This window comes from Kocuria sp. TGY1127_2, from assembly GCF_013394385.1.
Lineage (GTDB): Bacteria > Actinomycetota > Actinomycetes > Actinomycetales > Micrococcaceae > Rothia.
The window spans coordinates 1,724,812-1,740,765 of the sequence record NZ_AP022834.1 but is presented as its reverse complement, the minus strand read 5'-3'; the positions used below and the strand labels follow the sequence as shown (position 1 = coordinate 1,740,765).

The 15,954-nt window shown below is 60.3% G+C and carries 14 protein-coding genes and 1 pseudogene; 9 read left to right on the top strand and 6 right to left on the bottom strand.

Going from position 1 to position 15,954, the window contains the following annotated elements; genetic code table 11:
- Entirely contained in the window at positions 1-1,338 is a 1,338-nt protein-coding gene (locus sake_RS07815) for an MFS transporter (RefSeq protein ID WP_129359458.1), read from the bottom strand.
- 265 nt (positions 1,339-1,603) lie between these two features.
- Here sake_RS07815 and sake_RS07810 point away from each other — a divergent pair, with 265 nt between their 5' ends.
- Together sake_RS07810 and sake_RS07805 are read left to right on the top strand one after the other, a co-directional pair.
- The gene (locus tag sake_RS07810) at positions 1,604-3,211 is read left to right on the top strand and encodes a long-chain-fatty-acid--CoA ligase (RefSeq protein WP_178945769.1); all 1,608 of its coding nucleotides are present in this window, start codon (positions 1,604-1,606) and stop codon (positions 3,209-3,211) included.
- 85 nt (positions 3,212-3,296) lie between these two features.
- Positions 3,297-4,322, top strand: coding sequence for an LLM class flavin-dependent oxidoreductase (locus tag sake_RS07805; RefSeq protein WP_129359460.1), 1,026 nt, complete (start codon positions 3,297-3,299; stop codon positions 4,320-4,322).
- A gap of 76 nt (positions 4,323-4,398) precedes the next feature.
- Here the strand turns inward: sake_RS07805 and sake_RS07800 are convergent, their stop codons facing one another.
- On the bottom strand, positions 4,399-4,671 hold the full coding sequence (locus sake_RS07800) for a hypothetical protein (RefSeq protein WP_129359461.1): 273 nt from the start codon (positions 4,669-4,671) through the stop codon (positions 4,399-4,401).
- Between the two features lie 274 nt (positions 4,672-4,945).
- On the opposite strand from sake_RS07800, the pseudogene sake_RS07795 reads away from it, so the two are divergent.
- The 7 genes and pseudogenes from sake_RS07795 to sake_RS07765 all read left to right on the top strand — a co-directional run.
- A pseudogene (locus tag sake_RS07795) lies at positions 4,946-5,923 on the top strand (TerC family protein); the annotation flags it as partial.
- 247 nt (positions 5,924-6,170) lie between these two features.
- Positions 6,171-7,370 (top strand): TerC family protein, encoded by a 1,200-nt coding sequence (locus sake_RS07790; protein ID WP_178945768.1) that lies wholly within the window; start codon positions 6,171-6,173, stop codon positions 7,368-7,370.
- Between the two features lie 159 nt (positions 7,371-7,529).
- Entirely contained in the window at positions 7,530-8,738 is a 1,209-nt protein-coding gene (locus sake_RS07785; RefSeq protein ID WP_238147584.1) for a M20 family metallopeptidase, read from the top strand.
- Complete coding sequence (locus sake_RS07780) at positions 8,738-9,055, top strand: hypothetical protein (RefSeq protein WP_129359465.1); 318 nt, start codon at positions 8,738-8,740, stop codon at positions 9,053-9,055. The genes sake_RS07785 and sake_RS07780 overlap by 1 nt, the downstream gene beginning before the upstream one ends.
- Positions 9,052-10,506 (top strand): sodium:solute symporter, encoded by a 1,455-nt coding sequence (locus tag sake_RS07775; protein ID WP_129359466.1) that lies wholly within the window; start codon positions 9,052-9,054, stop codon positions 10,504-10,506. Before sake_RS07780 ends, sake_RS07775 begins: the two co-directional genes overlap by 4 nt.
- Positions 10,507-10,574: 68 nt before the next feature.
- Positions 10,575-10,889, top strand: coding sequence for a hypothetical protein (locus sake_RS07770; protein ID WP_238147585.1), 315 nt, complete (start codon positions 10,575-10,577; stop codon positions 10,887-10,889).
- A gap of 39 nt (positions 10,890-10,928) precedes the next feature.
- A complete protein-coding gene (locus sake_RS07765; protein ID WP_129359467.1) occupies positions 10,929-11,873 on the top strand; it encodes a fumarylacetoacetate hydrolase family protein in 945 nt (314 codons plus the stop codon).
- A 329-nt stretch (positions 11,874-12,202) separates the two neighbouring features.
- Here sake_RS07765 and sake_RS07760 read toward each other — a convergent pair whose 3' ends face one another.
- The 4 genes from sake_RS07760 to sake_RS07745 are packed head-to-tail and all read right to left on the bottom strand — an operon-like array spanning position 12,203 to position 15,183.
- A complete protein-coding gene (locus tag sake_RS07760) occupies positions 12,203-13,651 on the bottom strand; it encodes a PTS ascorbate transporter subunit IIC (RefSeq protein WP_178945767.1) in 1,449 nt (482 codons plus the stop codon).
- Positions 13,652-13,670: 19 nt separating this feature from the next.
- Entirely contained in the window at positions 13,671-13,961 is a 291-nt protein-coding gene (locus sake_RS07755) for a PTS sugar transporter subunit IIB (RefSeq protein ID WP_129359469.1), read from the bottom strand.
- A gap of 31 nt (positions 13,962-13,992) precedes the next feature.
- A complete protein-coding gene (locus tag sake_RS07750) occupies positions 13,993-14,436 on the bottom strand; it encodes a PTS sugar transporter subunit IIA (RefSeq protein WP_178945766.1) in 444 nt (147 codons plus the stop codon).
- A gap of 18 nt (positions 14,437-14,454) precedes the next feature.
- Positions 14,455-15,183, bottom strand: coding sequence for a GntR family transcriptional regulator (locus sake_RS07745; RefSeq protein WP_165000953.1), 729 nt, complete (start codon positions 15,181-15,183; stop codon positions 14,455-14,457).
- Positions 15,184-15,954: the final 771 nt, after the last annotated feature.

Here is a 15,954-nt window from a genome sequence, read left to right as displayed (position 1 = left end):
TTACGAGTTGATTTCTTCCAGGCCGCGATTCTTGGTCTCGGGGGCCATGAAGACGCAGATCAGCAGTCCCGCCAACCCTACGGCCGCGAAGACCCACAGAGCCACGTTGTTGCCCCACGCGGCGACCATATTCGGAAAGGCGACGACGCCCAGGATCGAACCGATACGGCTTACTGAGGTCGCCAATCCGGATCCCGTGGCTCGGAGCTCGGTAGGGAAGAGCTCCGTCGGGTAGACGAAGTTGAGGATCCCGCCTCCGGAATTTGCGAAGAGAACCGCGACGCTGAACAGGACGATCAGGAAGATCAGGTGCGGGTTCACGGTCAGTGCCAGAACCGCAAGGGATACCGTCAGCCCGGCAAAGGACGTGATGATTAGCGGGCGCCTTCCCCATGAATCCACGAGGTTCATGCCGATGACGGATCCGACCAACCCCAGCACGGCCACGATTCCGGAACCCACGATGACCGCGACCTGGTTTCCCTGAGTGAACGGCGCAAGGATGGTCGGGGTGTACATCGAAATCCCGTAGTAGGCCGTGGCATAGCAGAACCAGAATCCACAGACGAACAACGTCCTGTTCCGCTGGCGACCCGTGAAGAGACTCAGTAGACGTGCCGTGCGGGCGGGGGCGTGAGCAGGGCGGGTGGCCTCGGCCTCGACCTCGTGGTGGCTCGGGCGCACCCCGGTGACTTTCTCGACGACGTCCTTGGCGTCCTCGAACCGGCCGTGGGCGACCAACCACCGTGGAGATTCCGGAAGCGTCACACGGAAAATGAAGACGACCAGGGCGAAAATTGCGCCGATCAAGAGCATTGCTCTCCAAGCGAAGTCGCCCAAAGGCAAAGTCAGGAGACCGACGAGGTAGGCAACCACGGCCCCGACGAACCACATGGCCCCGAGAGATGTCGAGAGCTTGCCGCGTCCGTTCTTCGGCGCGAACTCGGAAACCAGGGTCGCGGAGATCGGGTAGTCCGCGCCGATGCCGATGCCCAGCAGAAAACGGAAGACGACCAACCACCAGAGGTTCGGGGAAAACGCCGTGAGGACGGCGAACAGGACGAACGCCAGGAGGTCGATGACGTACATCGCTTTCCGTCCGAACCGGTCCGTTAGGTTGCCCAGTGATACGGCACCGATGAAGGAACCGATGATGGCGCTGCTGGTCAGGATGGATTTTTCGCCGGCATCGAGGCCCCATTCGCCGACGATCATCGGCATCGCAACGGCGATGATCGTCAGATCGAAGCCATCCAGGAACACCCCGCCCGCAGAGAGGAGGGTGACTTTTCGCTGGAACCTGCGTGTTCTCGGGCTGTCGAAGCCATCGAAGTTCATCGGCGTTTCCTTTGAATCGGGGAGTGCGCTGATTCGCACCTGACTTGGTGAATGCTAGGGGACCGCCGGGGGCGGAAAGGGAGCTGGCATCAAAGAAGAGGTACCGGCTTTATGAATTGTTGGTGAAAGCAGGAAAGTCTCGAAGGGACTGCACAGCGTCATCAACCCGTATAGTTGGACAAAATTTAGGGCGTGGGTCACATCATAGGTGATGCACGTGGCGCCGAGGAAAGGGGCACCATTGCTCTACGGACATCCGTCAACCATGGCTGACAATTACCAACTCAATGTGACGACCATGCTCCGGCACGCGGCGCGGACCTTCCCGGAAACGGAAGTCGTCTACAAGGGAGCAGCCGGTACATGGGAGCGTTCGAATTACGCGACCGAAATCAAGCGCGTATCTCAAATGGCGCACGCTTTGGCCGAAGCAGGGGTCCAGGCGGGCGACGTCGTCGGCGTCATGGACTGGAACTCGCGACGGCACATGGAACTGTACTTCGCCCTCCCGGGACTCGCGGCAACCCATCTGCAACTGAACCTCAAGCTGTCCCGCGAAGATCTGACGTACGTGGTGAAGCACTCGGGGGCGCAGTGGGTCGTGGTCGACGAATCCCTCCTGCCGATCGCAGAAGGAATCCAGGGGACCGGAGACGTCAGGGGATGGATCATTCTCTCGGACCGGAGAGGGTCCGAGATATCGACGAATTTGGCGAACCCGATTTACCTCGAAGACCTCATGTCCACTCAGCCCCAGGAGTATGCCTGGGAGGAGATCGAGGAGGCGACCGCGGCCTATGCCGGATATACGACCGGAACCACCGGGCGTCCGAAAGGGATCTTCTACTCACACCGCGCCGTCTGTCTCCACGCTTGGGCGCTCCACACGTCGCTGAGCTTCACCCATCGAGACTGTTTGATGCCGGTGACCCCCATGTTCCACGTTATGACCTGGGGATTCCTCCACGCGGCCGTCTTGGCGGGCTCGAAACTGGTGATGCCCGGCCAATATGCGGCTACCGAAGTCGAAGACCTCGCCGAAGCGTTGGTCCATGAAGAGGTGACGATCTCCAACGGTTCGCCCGCGATCTGGACCCCGATTCTCGAATACTTCCGCCACCGCCCCGAAGCCGTGGATCTCGAAGGGTTGCGTGTGGTCGTGGCCGGTTCCGAACCTGCGCTCGCGCTCATGAAAGGCTTCCAGGAAACCGCGAACGCTGACATCGTCCATGGTTACGGCGCCTCGGAGACCTCGCCCATCGTGGCGATCAACTGGATTCGCAAGCGTTCGCTCGAAGGGCTGAGCGACGACGAATGGTGGGATCTGAAGCGTTCGCAGGGTCTGCCGAGCGCCGGTACGGACATCAAAATCGTCGCATTGGACGGCACGGAGCTCCCGCACGACGGCGAGTCCGCTGGCGAGGTCTATTACAAAGGCCCGTTCATCACGCAGGAGTACTTCAATCGTCCCGAATCAGCGGATTCATTCGCCGACGGATGGTGGCGATCCGGTGACGTCGGGGTGATCGACGCGAACGGATACCTCAAACTGACCGATCGCCTGAAGGACGTCATCAAATCCGGCGGTGAGTGGATTTCTTCGATCGATATGGAAAACGCGATCCTGGACAATCCGCGTATTGCAGAGGCGGCCGTGATCGGGGTTCCGGACGAGAAATGGGATGAGCGCCCCGTGGCGTATGTGGTCCCACGCGGCGGAGAATCTGTCGAGGCCGATGACGTCCGGTCCACGCTGTTGACCAGATTCGCCAAATGGCAGCTGCCGGACAAGGTTGTGGTCGTCGACGAACTTCCCAGGACCTCCGTCGGCAAGCTCAACAAGAAGAAGCTTCGGGCCGATTACATCTCGTGACCTTCCGCAGGAGGCAGGCGGAATAGTTCGGTACGCTCACGGTTGAGATGTAGATACGCACTGTTTCCGGTTCTCAAGGAGTCGCATGCCTGCCAACGGTTCTCCCCTCAAACACCTCGGATTCCTCCACATCGCTCCGTTCAGCCCGGAGAACCCGTCCCAGGGGTTCGCAGATGCGATCGACCTTTTTCGCCACGCCGAGACCCTGGGGTTCGACTCGGGGTGGTTGCGTACACGCCACATGCAGTACGGGGTCACGGCTCCCGGCGTCATGCTCGGTGCGTTGTCGCAGGCCACAGAGAGGATCGAGCTCGGAAGCGCAGTGATTCCCCTCGAATTCGAGAATCCGTACCGATTGGCCGAGGACCTGGGGGTTGCTGATCTTCTGACCGGCGGGAGGCTCCGTCCCGGGCTGAGCGTTCACCCGCCGCGCTTCGATGACGCCGTGAACAGGACCGTATTCGGTCCGGGCTGGGAAGCGGATGATTACGGGTACGAGAGGATCATGCGTCTGATCGGCCTCCTCCAAGGGAAGAAGATCCGCGACGTCGGACCGTACGAAGGCTTCGGCGGGAACTTCGATTCCGAGACGGTTCAGCCTCTCAGTCCGGGCCTGGTCGAGAGGCTCTCCTACGGTTCAGGGTCGTTGAAGTCCGCACGATGGGCCGGCGAGACGGGTCTGGGCTTGTTGGTGAGCAACATCGGTTCGACGGAGAACGGCATCCGCGATTTCGATGCCGCCCAGGCCGCTCTGATCCGTGCTTATCGTGAGGCCCTGCCGGAGCAGAGGCCCGGCCGGGTTGCGCAAGCGCGCGTCGTCGTCCCGACCGATGAGACCTCACCTGAACAGCGCGCTCGCTACGAGGAATACGTCCAACGTCGCACGCCTCGAACCCGAAAGGTCTTGGGGGAGAAGACGATCATAGCGATGGACCGGATGGGAAGCACCGGACAGATCGTCGAGCAGCTGAGATCCGATCCCTCGTTCGAGGCCGCAGACGAATTCATCGTGGAGCTGCCGTTCGAACTCGAGCCCTCGGACTGGCGGCACATTCTCGAACAATGTGCGACGAAGATCGGCCCGGCACTGGGGTGGGAGCCACGGCTCTAGAAGCGGGTTTCGGGGTCGTACACAAAACCCCCGGGGTTCTGCCCCCGGGGGTTTCTCGTGCGTTCTATCGGAAGATCTATTTGGACAGCTGCGCGCGATCGGCGCTGTGGGAACCCTCGATGGCTTGGAAGTGCTGCAGTTCTTCCTTTTCGGCGCGGGTTGGTTTGGCGGCGGCGTAGATTCCGGCAAGGGCCAGGAGGACGGCCCATACGAGCAAGAACCCGATGGTCCAGTCAACGAACTGGCCGACGGTTCCGTCGCTGGGAATGCTCCAGACGAAGAATGCGGCTCCGGCGACGAAAATTGCTCCGATGATGTAGCGGCGGGCGCGGATCCAAGGAGTGCTCATGGGACTGGTGACCTTCTCTCGAAATCGGTGGGTGACCTCGCTATATAGGGTACCGAATCATCCCGAATGCGGCGCACTCGAGCCGAAAACCTGCTCGGAAGGCGCGGGGATGCCTGTACAGTTGCACTCTGAGCAAGGGAGTATCCCCTCGATCTCGTGAACGTCAGCACGTCAGGTGCCGAAGCCTGGCCGGGCACGAGGCTGCAGCCCCCGTGATACGGGTGTGAGCGGCGGGAGAGACTTGTGAGGTTTTCCGTGCCCACAAGGAGGCTTTGTGGAAGTTTCATCTCTTCAATGGATCGTGACGATCGTCGTGATCCTGGCCCTGCTCGCTTACGACTTCATTTTCCACGTTCGCAAGCCTCACGAGCCCACGATCAAGGAAGCCGCCCTGTGGACTTCGTTCTACGTCGCGGTTGCCCTCCTCTTCGGGCTCTTCATCTTCTTTTGGGACGGTGGCGACTTCGCCGTTCAGTACTACGCAGGATTCGTCACGGAACAAGCCTTGTCCGTGGACAATCTGTTCGTCTTCCTGATCATCATGGCCTCTTTCAAGGTCCCTCGGGCCGACCAGCAGAAAGTCTTGCTCTTCGGCATTGTCGTCGCACTGATCGCGCGAACGCTTTTCATTTTCATCGGTGCCGCGGCCATCGATCGATGGGCCGCGCTGTTCTACGTTTTCGGTCTGTTCCTGATCTATACCGCGGGTAATTTGGTCAAGGACGAGGTCAAGGACGGCGGGGACGGCGACGAGGCCAATAACGTGATGGTTCGTTTGGCGAAGCGCTTCCTCAAGACAACGGACGAATACGACGGTGACAAACTTTTTACCGTCGAAAACGGCAAAAAGGTCATGACGCCGATGCTTCTGGTCATGGTCGCGATCGGCCTGACCGACATCATGTTCGCGTTGGATTCGATCCCCGCGATCTTTGGCCTCACGCAGGAGACGTACATCGTCTTCACGGCCACGGCCTTCTCGCTCATGGGACTGCGTCAGCTGTACTTCCTTATCGATGGGCTCCTGGATCGTTTGATCTACCTGTCCTGGGGTCTTGCCGTGATTCTCGGTTTCATCGGAATCAAGTTGATGCTCCACGCGCTCCATGAGAACAACCTGCCGTTCATCAACCACGGCGAGCCGGTACACGTCTTCGAGATCACCACAGGGATCTCCCTGGCCGTGATCGTGGGCGTGCTTGCCATCACGGTGCTGGCGTCGCTCTACAGCCCCAAGGGCAGGGCCTTGCGGCGGGAAGCGCGAGAGAACCCGGCGGAATGAGATCGTCCGGGAGGCGAGGCACGGAGCACATGGACTAAGGACCTGGCCTCCCGTAGGGTTGTCTAGTGAAGCAAGGGAGTATCCCTCAAGACCGTGCACGTCAATACGTCAGGCGCAGAAGCCTGGCCGGGCACGGACCACGTCACAGGGCGGCATCGGCCGTCGGCACACGTGGGGGAGAGACTTGTGCCGTTCAACGCACGCACAAGGAGTTCCTGTGGAGATTACCGCTATTCAGTGGGTCGTGACCCTCGTGGTCATTCTGGCCCTTTTGGCCTACGACTTCTTTTTTCACGTGCGCAAGCCGCACGAACCCACGATCAAGGAAGCGGCCGTATGGTCCGCGGTCTACGTGGGTATTGCTCTGCTCTTCGGGCTGGTGATCATGGCCTTCGACGGTGGTCAGTTCGCCGCAGAATACTACGGCGGGTACATCACCGAGAAAGCACTGTCGGTCGACAACCTTTTCGTCTTCCTGATCATCATGGCCTCGTTCCAAGTGCCCCGAGCCGATCAGCAGAAGGTGCTTCTCTTCGGCATCGTCTTCGCCCTGATCGCCCGAACGGCCTTCATCTTCGTGGGTGCGGCCGCGATCAACGCTTGGGCCTGGGTCTTCTACCTGTTCGGTATCATCCTCTTGCTGACCGCCGGGAACCTGATCAAGGGTGAGGTCGCGGACACCGGAGACGACGACGAGGCGAACAACATTATTGTTCGGCTCGCCAAACGCTTCATGCACACCAGTGAGAACTACGACGGTGACAAACTGTTCACCCTCGAAAATGGCAAGAAGGTCATGACGCCGATGCTTCTGGTCATGGTGGCCATCGGCGGCACCGACGTCTTATTCGCTCTCGACTCGATCCCCGCGATCTTCGGTCTCACCCAAGAGCCCTACATCGTCTTCACGGCCACGGCCTTCTCGCTCATGGGACTGCGCCAGCTGTACTTCCTCATCGACGGTCTGCTCGATCGTCTGATCTATCTTTCGTGGGGCCTGTCCATCATTCTGGCGTTCATCGGTGTGAAGCTCATCCTGCATGCGTTGCACGAGAACAATCTGCCCTTTATCAACGACGGCGAGCCGGTACATGTGATCGAGGTCGGTATCGGAATGTCACTGGGCGTGATCATCGGGGTCCTGGTGCTGACGGTCCTGGTTTCGTTGTACAGCCCGAAGGGCCGCGCATTGCGCATCATCAGCGGCACCGAGAAGGCCGCGAGCGACTATCTCGACTTGCCGGAGGACGCCTCGGAGGAGAAGCGTTCCGAGCTGCACGGGCGGCTCACGGAATACCAGAAGAAACTTGCGGGACTTCCTGATCGCACAAAGGACCAGTTGATCGACTCCGAAGCCAAATTCCGGGATCTGCTGACCCGGGCTCATGGGCGGCACCAGGACCACCTAGAGAAATAGGCCGACCGACGCGGGTTCGCGTGGGCGGGGCGGGGATGAATCCCCTCCCGCCCACGTCGTGTCGAGGTAATAATTGCTCTGCCACGGCGAGGCATTTCTGTCGCCGCACTCCTCCTGCTTAGTCTGACTATGTTTCAGATCACGATTCGAGGAGGCGCAGTGGTTGCGCAAAGCGTCGTCGCCGACGTCGAAGAGACGAAGAAGTCCGCCCAACGAACCGCCCAGAGTGTTTCCGGCGAGGTGCTGTCCTTGAGCCACAGCATCCATGCGGAACCGGAGGTGGCTTTCGAAGAGGTCGAAACTTCCCGGAAAATGGTCGATCTCCTGAAGCATCACGGATTCTCGATCGAAACCGGAGTCGCCGACCTGGAGACCGCCTTCGTCGCCAGCTACGGCAGTGGCGAGCTCATCATCGGCATTTGCGCCGAGCTCGATGCGCTGCCCGGGGTGGGGCACGCTTGCGGGCACAACATCATCGCTTCCGCAGGTGTGCTGGCCGGTTTGTCACTCGCTTCGGTGGCCGATCGGATCGGAATCACCGTCAAGGTTTTCGGGACCCCTGCCGAAGAATTCGGCGGAGGCAAGATCTTCATGCTGCGCGCGGGAGTGTTCGACGGCGTCCACGCCGCCATGATGGTCCACCCAGGGAGCGAAGAACACGCCAGCCACCTCACACGGTCCGTCGTGGATCTGGAAGTGAAGTACACCGGCCGTCCTGCTCACTCGGCCATGGCTCCCTTCCAGGGCATCAATGCTGGGGATGCCGCAACCGTTGCGCAGGTCGCCATCGGCCTGTTGCGTCAACATCTTAGGCCCGGCGAACTCGTGCACGGGATCGTGACTTCCGCGGGCGATGCTCCCAACGTGGTGCCACATCACTCGTCGCTGCTCTACGACGCTCGCGCCAACACGATCGCAGAGCTCGAAGGCCCGGGCGGGGTCAAAGAGAAAATGATCCGCTGTTTCGAAGCCGGAGCCGTGGCCACAGGCTGCGACGTCGAGATCAAAGACGAATGGCCCGCATTCTCGGAATTCCGCAACGACGATCCCATGGTTGCCGCCTACCGGCGCAACGCGGAAGCCCTCGGACGGGTATTCACGGACGCCCCGATGGACCAGCGCATCCGCGAGGCCGGATCGACCGACATGGCCAACGTATCCCTCGAAATTCCGGCAATACACCCCAGCATTTACGTTGAGGCGGACGGTGCGACATGTCACCAGCCCGAATTCGCCCAATACTGCGTCAGCCCGAGCGCCGACCGGGCCGTGATCGACGGCGGTACGGCGATGTGCTGGACCGCGATCGACATGGCCGCCGACCCCGATCAGCGTCAACGTCTGTTGACCGCGCGAACGGAGTCCTGATGAGTGCCTCCGAGCAAGCCACGGCGGGCCGTCGGCGGAAAGCATCGACCGGTCGCAAGACACTGTGGTGGTGCGTGTGTCTGGCTCCCGTGCTCGCCGCGTTCGTCCTCCAATGGCTGCCCATCCTCAACGGACCCCATCTGTTCCTCGGCCTGCCGACGATCATGTGGTGGACCTGCATCCCCGGAAGCCTGATGATCAGTTTGGTCTTGGCGATCGTGGAATTCACTCGGACGGATTCTTCCTACGAAGAACTCCTCGACCACCAAGCCGTGCGGCGTGCGGAAGCACAGGAAAACCGGGGTGAGCAGTCATGAGCACCATCGCATGGGTCGCCTTGGGCGGAATCCTCGTCATTGCTCTGCTCGGCTTCATGGGTCGACGCAAACCCGATCTCGACCTCGCGGAGTGGACCGTCGGCGGGCATAAATTCGGCGTAGCCACCACGTGGCTGCTGCAAGCCGGAGAGGTCTTCACTACCTTCACTTTCCTGGGAACCGCCGGACTCGTGGTTTCCGGCGGGGCGGCATCGTTCTACTCGATGCCCTACGTCCCGCTGGGCTATCTCGCGCTGTATTTCCTGGCCCCCAAGATCTGGCGCATAACCCGCTCCCGTGGACACCTCACGCAAGCCGATTTTCTGGAAGACGCGTATTCCTCACGCGCCTTGGGAATTCTGGTGGCGATTTCGGGCGTCGTTTTCTTATTGCCGTATCTCCAGCTCCAGATCACGGGGCTTGGCCTGATCGTCCAGCTGGTCACGGGCAACCATTCGATGGGTGCGTGGTCGATGGTGATCGCTTTCGTCCTGGTCGTGGCATTCGTCCTGTGGTCCGGGCTGAGGGGAGTGGCGACCACCGCGTATTTCAAGGACGTACTGATGATCGTGATGCTTTTTGTCATCTGCATCGCGGTTCCCATCCACTACACCGGCGGCTTCACCAATGCTTTCGAGATAGTTCGGGAAAAGATGCCGGAGATGCTTTCGGTCCATGGCACACAGGAATACGGGATTCCCTGGTACATCTCCAACATGGCGATCAGCGCCATCGGCGTGGCCTTTGCGACCATGCCGCACAACTGGCCCCCGATCATGTCCGCGCGGAATTCCACGGTGCTCCGACGGAACTACCTGTGGCTTCCTTTCTACAACACCTTGATCGTGATGCCCCTGGTCGTGGGGTATGTGGCTCTGGTGGTTCTGGGAAGCAACGCGGATCCGGACAGTTCTCTGCTGGAGCTGGCCTCGGGAATGTTCCCGGATTGGCTGATGGGCGTTGCCGCCGTGGCCGGAATCGCGACGGCGATGGTCCCTTCGGCCTCGTTGCTCATTGCCATCAGCACTCTGGTCTCCCGCAACCTGGCGCGTGCCCGATCCGAGAAAGCCCAGTTCACAATCACGCAGATCACGGTCGTCGTGGCGACCGGTCTGGCCCTATTCCTCTCGATCGTAATGCCGGACCTCTTGGCGAATCTCTTGCTCCTGACCTTCTCTGGATTGGACCAGCTGGCCCCCGCGATCGCGGCCGCATTGCTACTCCGGAAGAAGATCGGAGCCTCGTCGATTCTGGCGGGCGCGGTCGTGGGGCTCGCGATCGTGATCGGATACACCTTCTGGTGGACACTGCCTTGGGCCATCAGCGAAGGGATCATCGGTTTGGTCGCGAACGTCCTAGTGGTCGTGGTCTTCGAAGCCATCCGCCGGAGCACCCGCAAGGCTCCTGCCGAGGCGCCGATCACGAGGGTCTCGGAGGTCCTGGAAAGCTGACTCGCTTAAGTTGTCAGTCGCCCTTCCTAGGATTCGAATATATATTCGAATAAGAGCTAGGAGGCGTTGTGCTCAACACTCAGGTTATGACGACGACGGCCGGGCAACCCCTGCGCGTGGAGATCGACGGTCATCGCTACAGGGTAGCGGCAGACCCTGTCCGGTGGTACGAGCGACGGGCGTGGTGGACCGAGGTCGACCGCGCCCCGAAAGATTTGTGTCCGTACCTGGTGGATCGAGAGATGTGGCAGGTCCAGGTGACGGTGGATCTTCCGGCTGGGGCTCGGCGTCGTCGGGGCGCGGTGAAGGATGACGAGCTGAGGACCCTGCATCTGGAAAGAAATCGCGTCACGGGTGGATGGAACGTGGTGGAGAACCTGTAGCCTGAAACGGAGTTTTCTGTCACGTGAGGTGGTTGAGCGATGAAACTGGGGCGCGCGTACGTCGAGAGCCTGTTCGATCAGCAGACCGGGTTGTATACCTGGGTGGAGGTTGCGGGCAAGCGCTATTATCTGCGGGATGTCGGTCCCGCCAGCGTGGTGGACAGCAGCCTGTTCAGAGAAGGCTCAGACGAGGCCCGGGAGAAGTTCTATTCGAATCTCGGCCAGGGCGAATTGCCTCATGTGCGTTCGATGATCGATGTGCTGCCCATGCAGCCCGGGAAGATTCTTTGCGTCGGGCTGAACTACCATGATCATGCCGAAGAAGTCGGGGCGGAGTTGCCTCAATACCCCACCGTCTTCACCAAATTCTCGAATTCGCTCGTGGGTCCGGATGACCCCATTGCGATGCCTCCGGAGTCAACCAAAATCGATTACGAGGCCGAACTCTGTGTGGTTATCGGTCGGTCTGTGCGGCGTGTCAATGAAGAAGACGCGCTCGGGGCCATCGCCGGTTATACGCTGCTCAATGACGTCTCCGTCCGCGACTGGCAGGGTCGAACGAGCGAATGGTTCCAGGGGAAGAATTGGGACTACAGCACGCCTTTCGGGCCGCACATCGTTTCCAGGGACCAGGTCGATCCGGTTCAGGGGCTCAAGATCGAATGCCTCGTGGACGGGGAGGTCATGCAATCCGGCACCACCGCCAACATGATTTTCACCCCGGCTCAGATCGTCTCGTATCTCAGCACCTTCATGACTCTGGAGCCCGGGGACATTATCGCCTGCGGAACCCCCGCCGGCGTGGGTATGTCCAAGAAGCCCCGCCGATTCTGGCTCAAAGCTGGTCACAAGGTCACGGTTCGTGTGGAAGGCATCGGGGAAATCACCAATGAGTGCGTTCCCGAGCCGGAAACCGTGGAGCACTTCAAGAACAAGGCCTGGTGGGGCCCCGGTGTTGCTTCCGCATCACGGGACGGCCACTGACCCGCGGTTGAGCCCCTCGAGGCACCCTTGGGTGGCTGGCCGGTTCCGTTGCGGCCGTCGGGGGAGTCGCCGTTTTCAGTGAGGAAGTCCGGTTCCGCTTGCAGATGCAGCTAAACGTTGACTCCGAAGTCATGCCGTTGGAAGAGACGGCCGCCGAGTAGGACGAGCGCAGAAGCTCTTACCTGACCGCGACCGCCTCTGCCTGCATTGGCCCGCATGTCCGGAGCGTGCTGACGTGCCTGAAACATGAGAAAACGACGCCGCCCAGTCCAATAGTGGAGCGGGCGGCGTCGTTCGTCCGTGCCTGATGTGTCTCCTAGAAGCCGCTGCTAGGAAGCGGAATCGGATGAGTCCGCGATGTTGGAGGAGCGAGTTTCGGAGGAATCTGAGGTTGCGCTGCCTTCCGCCGCGTGGTCGCGTGCTTCCCGCTTCTTTGCGGCGCGCCCGATGCCGAAACTCGTGCCGAACAGGGCGAGCAGAGCGACCAGGATGCCCACGATGATGAATGCCTTGCCGCCGATGCCGAGCCAGCCGAGGTAGAGGCCGATGACGCCGTAATCGGAATCGCCGAAGGTCGCGTTCGCATTGCCGATGTCGCCGAGTAGCGGTAGGAGCAGCAAAGGAACCAGCGTGATCAGGATGCCGTTGGCAAAGGCGCCCAGAACCGCACCGCGGCGTCCGCCGACGGCATTACCGATAACGCCCGAGGCGCCCCCGGTCATGAAGTGGGCGACGATACCGGGGATGATCACGGCGGTGCCGAGCATGCCCAACACGCCCATTCCGATCAGGCCTGCGACCAGCGAGGACAGGAATCCCACCATGACCGCGTTCGGCGCGAACGTGAAGGTGATGGGGACGTCCAAAGCGGGTTTGGCATCGGGAACCAATTTCTCCGAGATGCCCTTGAATGCCGGAACGATCTCGGCCAGGATCACGCGGACGCCGGCCAGGATGATGAACACGCCGGCGGCGAATTGACCGGCCGACATGACCGCCCAGAGGATGTAGTTCTGCCCATCCGAGATGTTGTCTTGAACGTAGCTGGGCCCAGCAAACAGGGCCACGACGATGAATATGATCCCCATAGACAGGGCCACGACGACGGTCGAGTCGCGCACGAAGCCCAGGGACTTGGGTACCTTCAGCTTCTCGGTCGAGTTCTCCGGGTCACCTTTGGTGAGCCGAGCAACGAGGCCTGAAAGTGCGATGCCGAAGCCACCGGTGTGACCCAGTGCCACGTTATCTTTGCCGGTGACTTGCCGCATAAAGGGCTGGACGACCGCGGGCGAAACGGTGGTGATGATGGCCTCTGCGATCGAACCCCACAGGATGGCCTCCCATGTGCTGAAGCCCGCGACGATCAGGATCACCGCTATCATGGCCGACTGGTACAGGGCCACGTGCCCGGACAAATAGATGTACTTGAACCGCGTTATCCGGGCCAGGATGACGTTGACAACCATTCCGAAGAAAAAGATCAACGCTGCGGCGGTGCCGTATTCCTGCAGCACCGGCCCGACGATCGCCTCGTTATTGGGGACGATGCCTTGAACCCCAAAGACCTCGGAGAACATGTCTCCAAAGGGGTCGAGAGCAGCTACGACGACCGCCGCACCGGCCGAGAGGACCAGGAATCCGACGAAGGTCTTGACCGTGCCCTTCATGATGTCTGCGCCGGGTTTCCGCTGCAGAAGGAGCCCGACCAACGCGATCAGCGCGACGAGGATAGATGGTTCAGAGAAGATTTGGACGAATACATGGAGCGTGCTGTTCATAATGGAATCCCTTTCACGCCTAGTCGCTTAGCGGTATGCCAAGTCGAAGGCACGTTTCCTTGACCTTCAGGTCGAGTTCGTCCTGATCAATGATCGAATCCAGGATGACGACGTCGTCGAAGCCTGAAACCGAGTTCTCGAGGTCCTTTCCAACGAAGAAGACATCGGCGTCAGTGGGACCTGCCGAACCCAGGTCTGCGTGATCGACCTCGACGTCCTTGGCCCCGATCTTGTCGAGTGCCGCCTGGATGTTCATTTCAACCATGAAAGAGCTGCCCAAACCGGAGCTGCACATTGCCATGAATTTCATCGTGATGTCCTTTCGTAGGTGGTTTGGCCGGTTAGTTGGCCGTGAGGAGTTTTAATATTTCGTGAGGATCGTTAGCGTGCGTCAGACCGTCGCGCTTGTTCCCATCCCGCAGGATTGTCGCGAGGTCGCGGAGGGCTTCCTGGTGTGCGGAATCATCGGCCGCGGCGAGGAAGATGACCGTGCGGACGGGGTGTGCCTCGTCGTCATTGAGGTTGACGGGATCACGGAGCGTGAGCACCGAGAACGCGGTCTTGAGAGCACCAGCTTCGGGCCTGGCGTGGGCGAGGGTTATGCCAAAACCAAGGTCCATGTAGGTCCCGCCCGGCTCCTGAATGTTCGCGATGACCTGATCAATGTACGATTCGCGGATGGCTTCTGCCTCGAAGAGAGGCTGGCCCGCTCTGCGAATCGCCTCCTGCCACGAGGCGACGACGTCGACGAGCACCCGATCGAGGGTGAGTTCTTCCTTGAGCATCAGATAATTCCTTCCGGGTTAAGACCTGCTAATGAATAGGAACTGGGGAGATGCCTGCTTGTCGGCGTAGATCGTTTCGGTGCAGACCTCGGGCGTCTCGTCGTCGGCGTAGAAAGTGATGAAGGTGCGCAATCGGGTATCGGCTGCCTGAATGCCAAGGTGTTCGGCCTCCTCCCGGGTCACGTCGGTGAGCTGGGCATTGGCTCTTCCCCAGCGCGGGGTAAAGCCGAATTCTTCGGAAAGGACCGCCTGGAAGGATTCCTGGGCAAAGTTATGGTCGAGGATGCCGCGGTATTTCCGAGCGCTCATCCAGCTACGTGTCAGATGGTCGATGCGGCCTTCGACCGAGCGAACGCGATCTAGGCGAAGGAGGGGCTCTTGGGGTGAGAGACCCAAGGAACTGGCCAGGCCGCTCAACGAGGTGGTGATCCCTTGGAAGAGGACCTTGGACGTGACTTTGATGCCCTGGCCCGTCATTTGCGCATAAAAACCCTGGGAATCGACTACCTCGGGCGGGTGAGTTGGTGAAGCACCTTGCGCGCTCACGAAGGTTCCGCGGCCGTGTTGCCTGGTCAGGAGGCATTCATCGACGAGTTCCTCTATCGCTCGACGAATGGTCACGCGGCTGACCTCGTATTGGCGGCACAGCTCGGCTTCGGAAGGGAGCGAAGTGCCGGCGCGGAGTTGGCCGTAGTCGCGGCGAATGGCCTGTTGCACTCGCTGATACTTCTTTGCCGCGGCCATCATGAAGCCTCCCCGTCGACGTACTTCAATACAAGTCATCATAATGACTCGTATGGTCATTGGGTAGGGTTTCAGCACATTGGTTGGATGGCGTGCTCTGACGCGGTGCCTGAGGGGGGGGGCAAGCCTTCACGGTGGGTTACTTCGGATGTTTTTCCGTTTCCTGCCGGTGCCCTTCCGCGGCCGAGCGAGACTTAGGAGCAGTGAAAATGCATTCTCATCGCAAGTACGAAAGGTAACTATGCCGCAGACTCGGCCCTATGTCTTCAGCGAAGCCGTGCCGCCCTGGATGGTCATGGCTCCTTCGATCTCCAATTCCCCAACAAGGTAAATCGCGGCCGAACTGACCACCCAGGGCCTGACACTGAACGTTGGGGCAGGCGCTAGGACGCGCACGACCCTACGGGGATTGTTGTTCAACATGGTGGGTACGGCTGCGGAGCAAGAAGCAGAAACTCTCACCGAGCCAGGAAATACATGTGGTTCAGTTCTACGGGGGAGGGAAGGCAAAAGGCCGCTGGGAGCACGGAGCTGTTCGGGATAGCGCGACCCACGGCCTACCGAGCTGTTCAGCGAGCCGGTCTTGGACAATGGGGGTCCACAATACTTAACTCAAAAAACGGCAAGTACCCCACAGGGGCACTTGCCGTTTCTGGTGAGCGAGAATTCTCTACAGCTGGAGTCAGGGCATTGAAGGAAATCTGAAGTCTTGGAGCCAAGACGTGGAAATGACTTCGACGCTACTGGGGCAGCGCCTGAGATGTACCTAGGTGG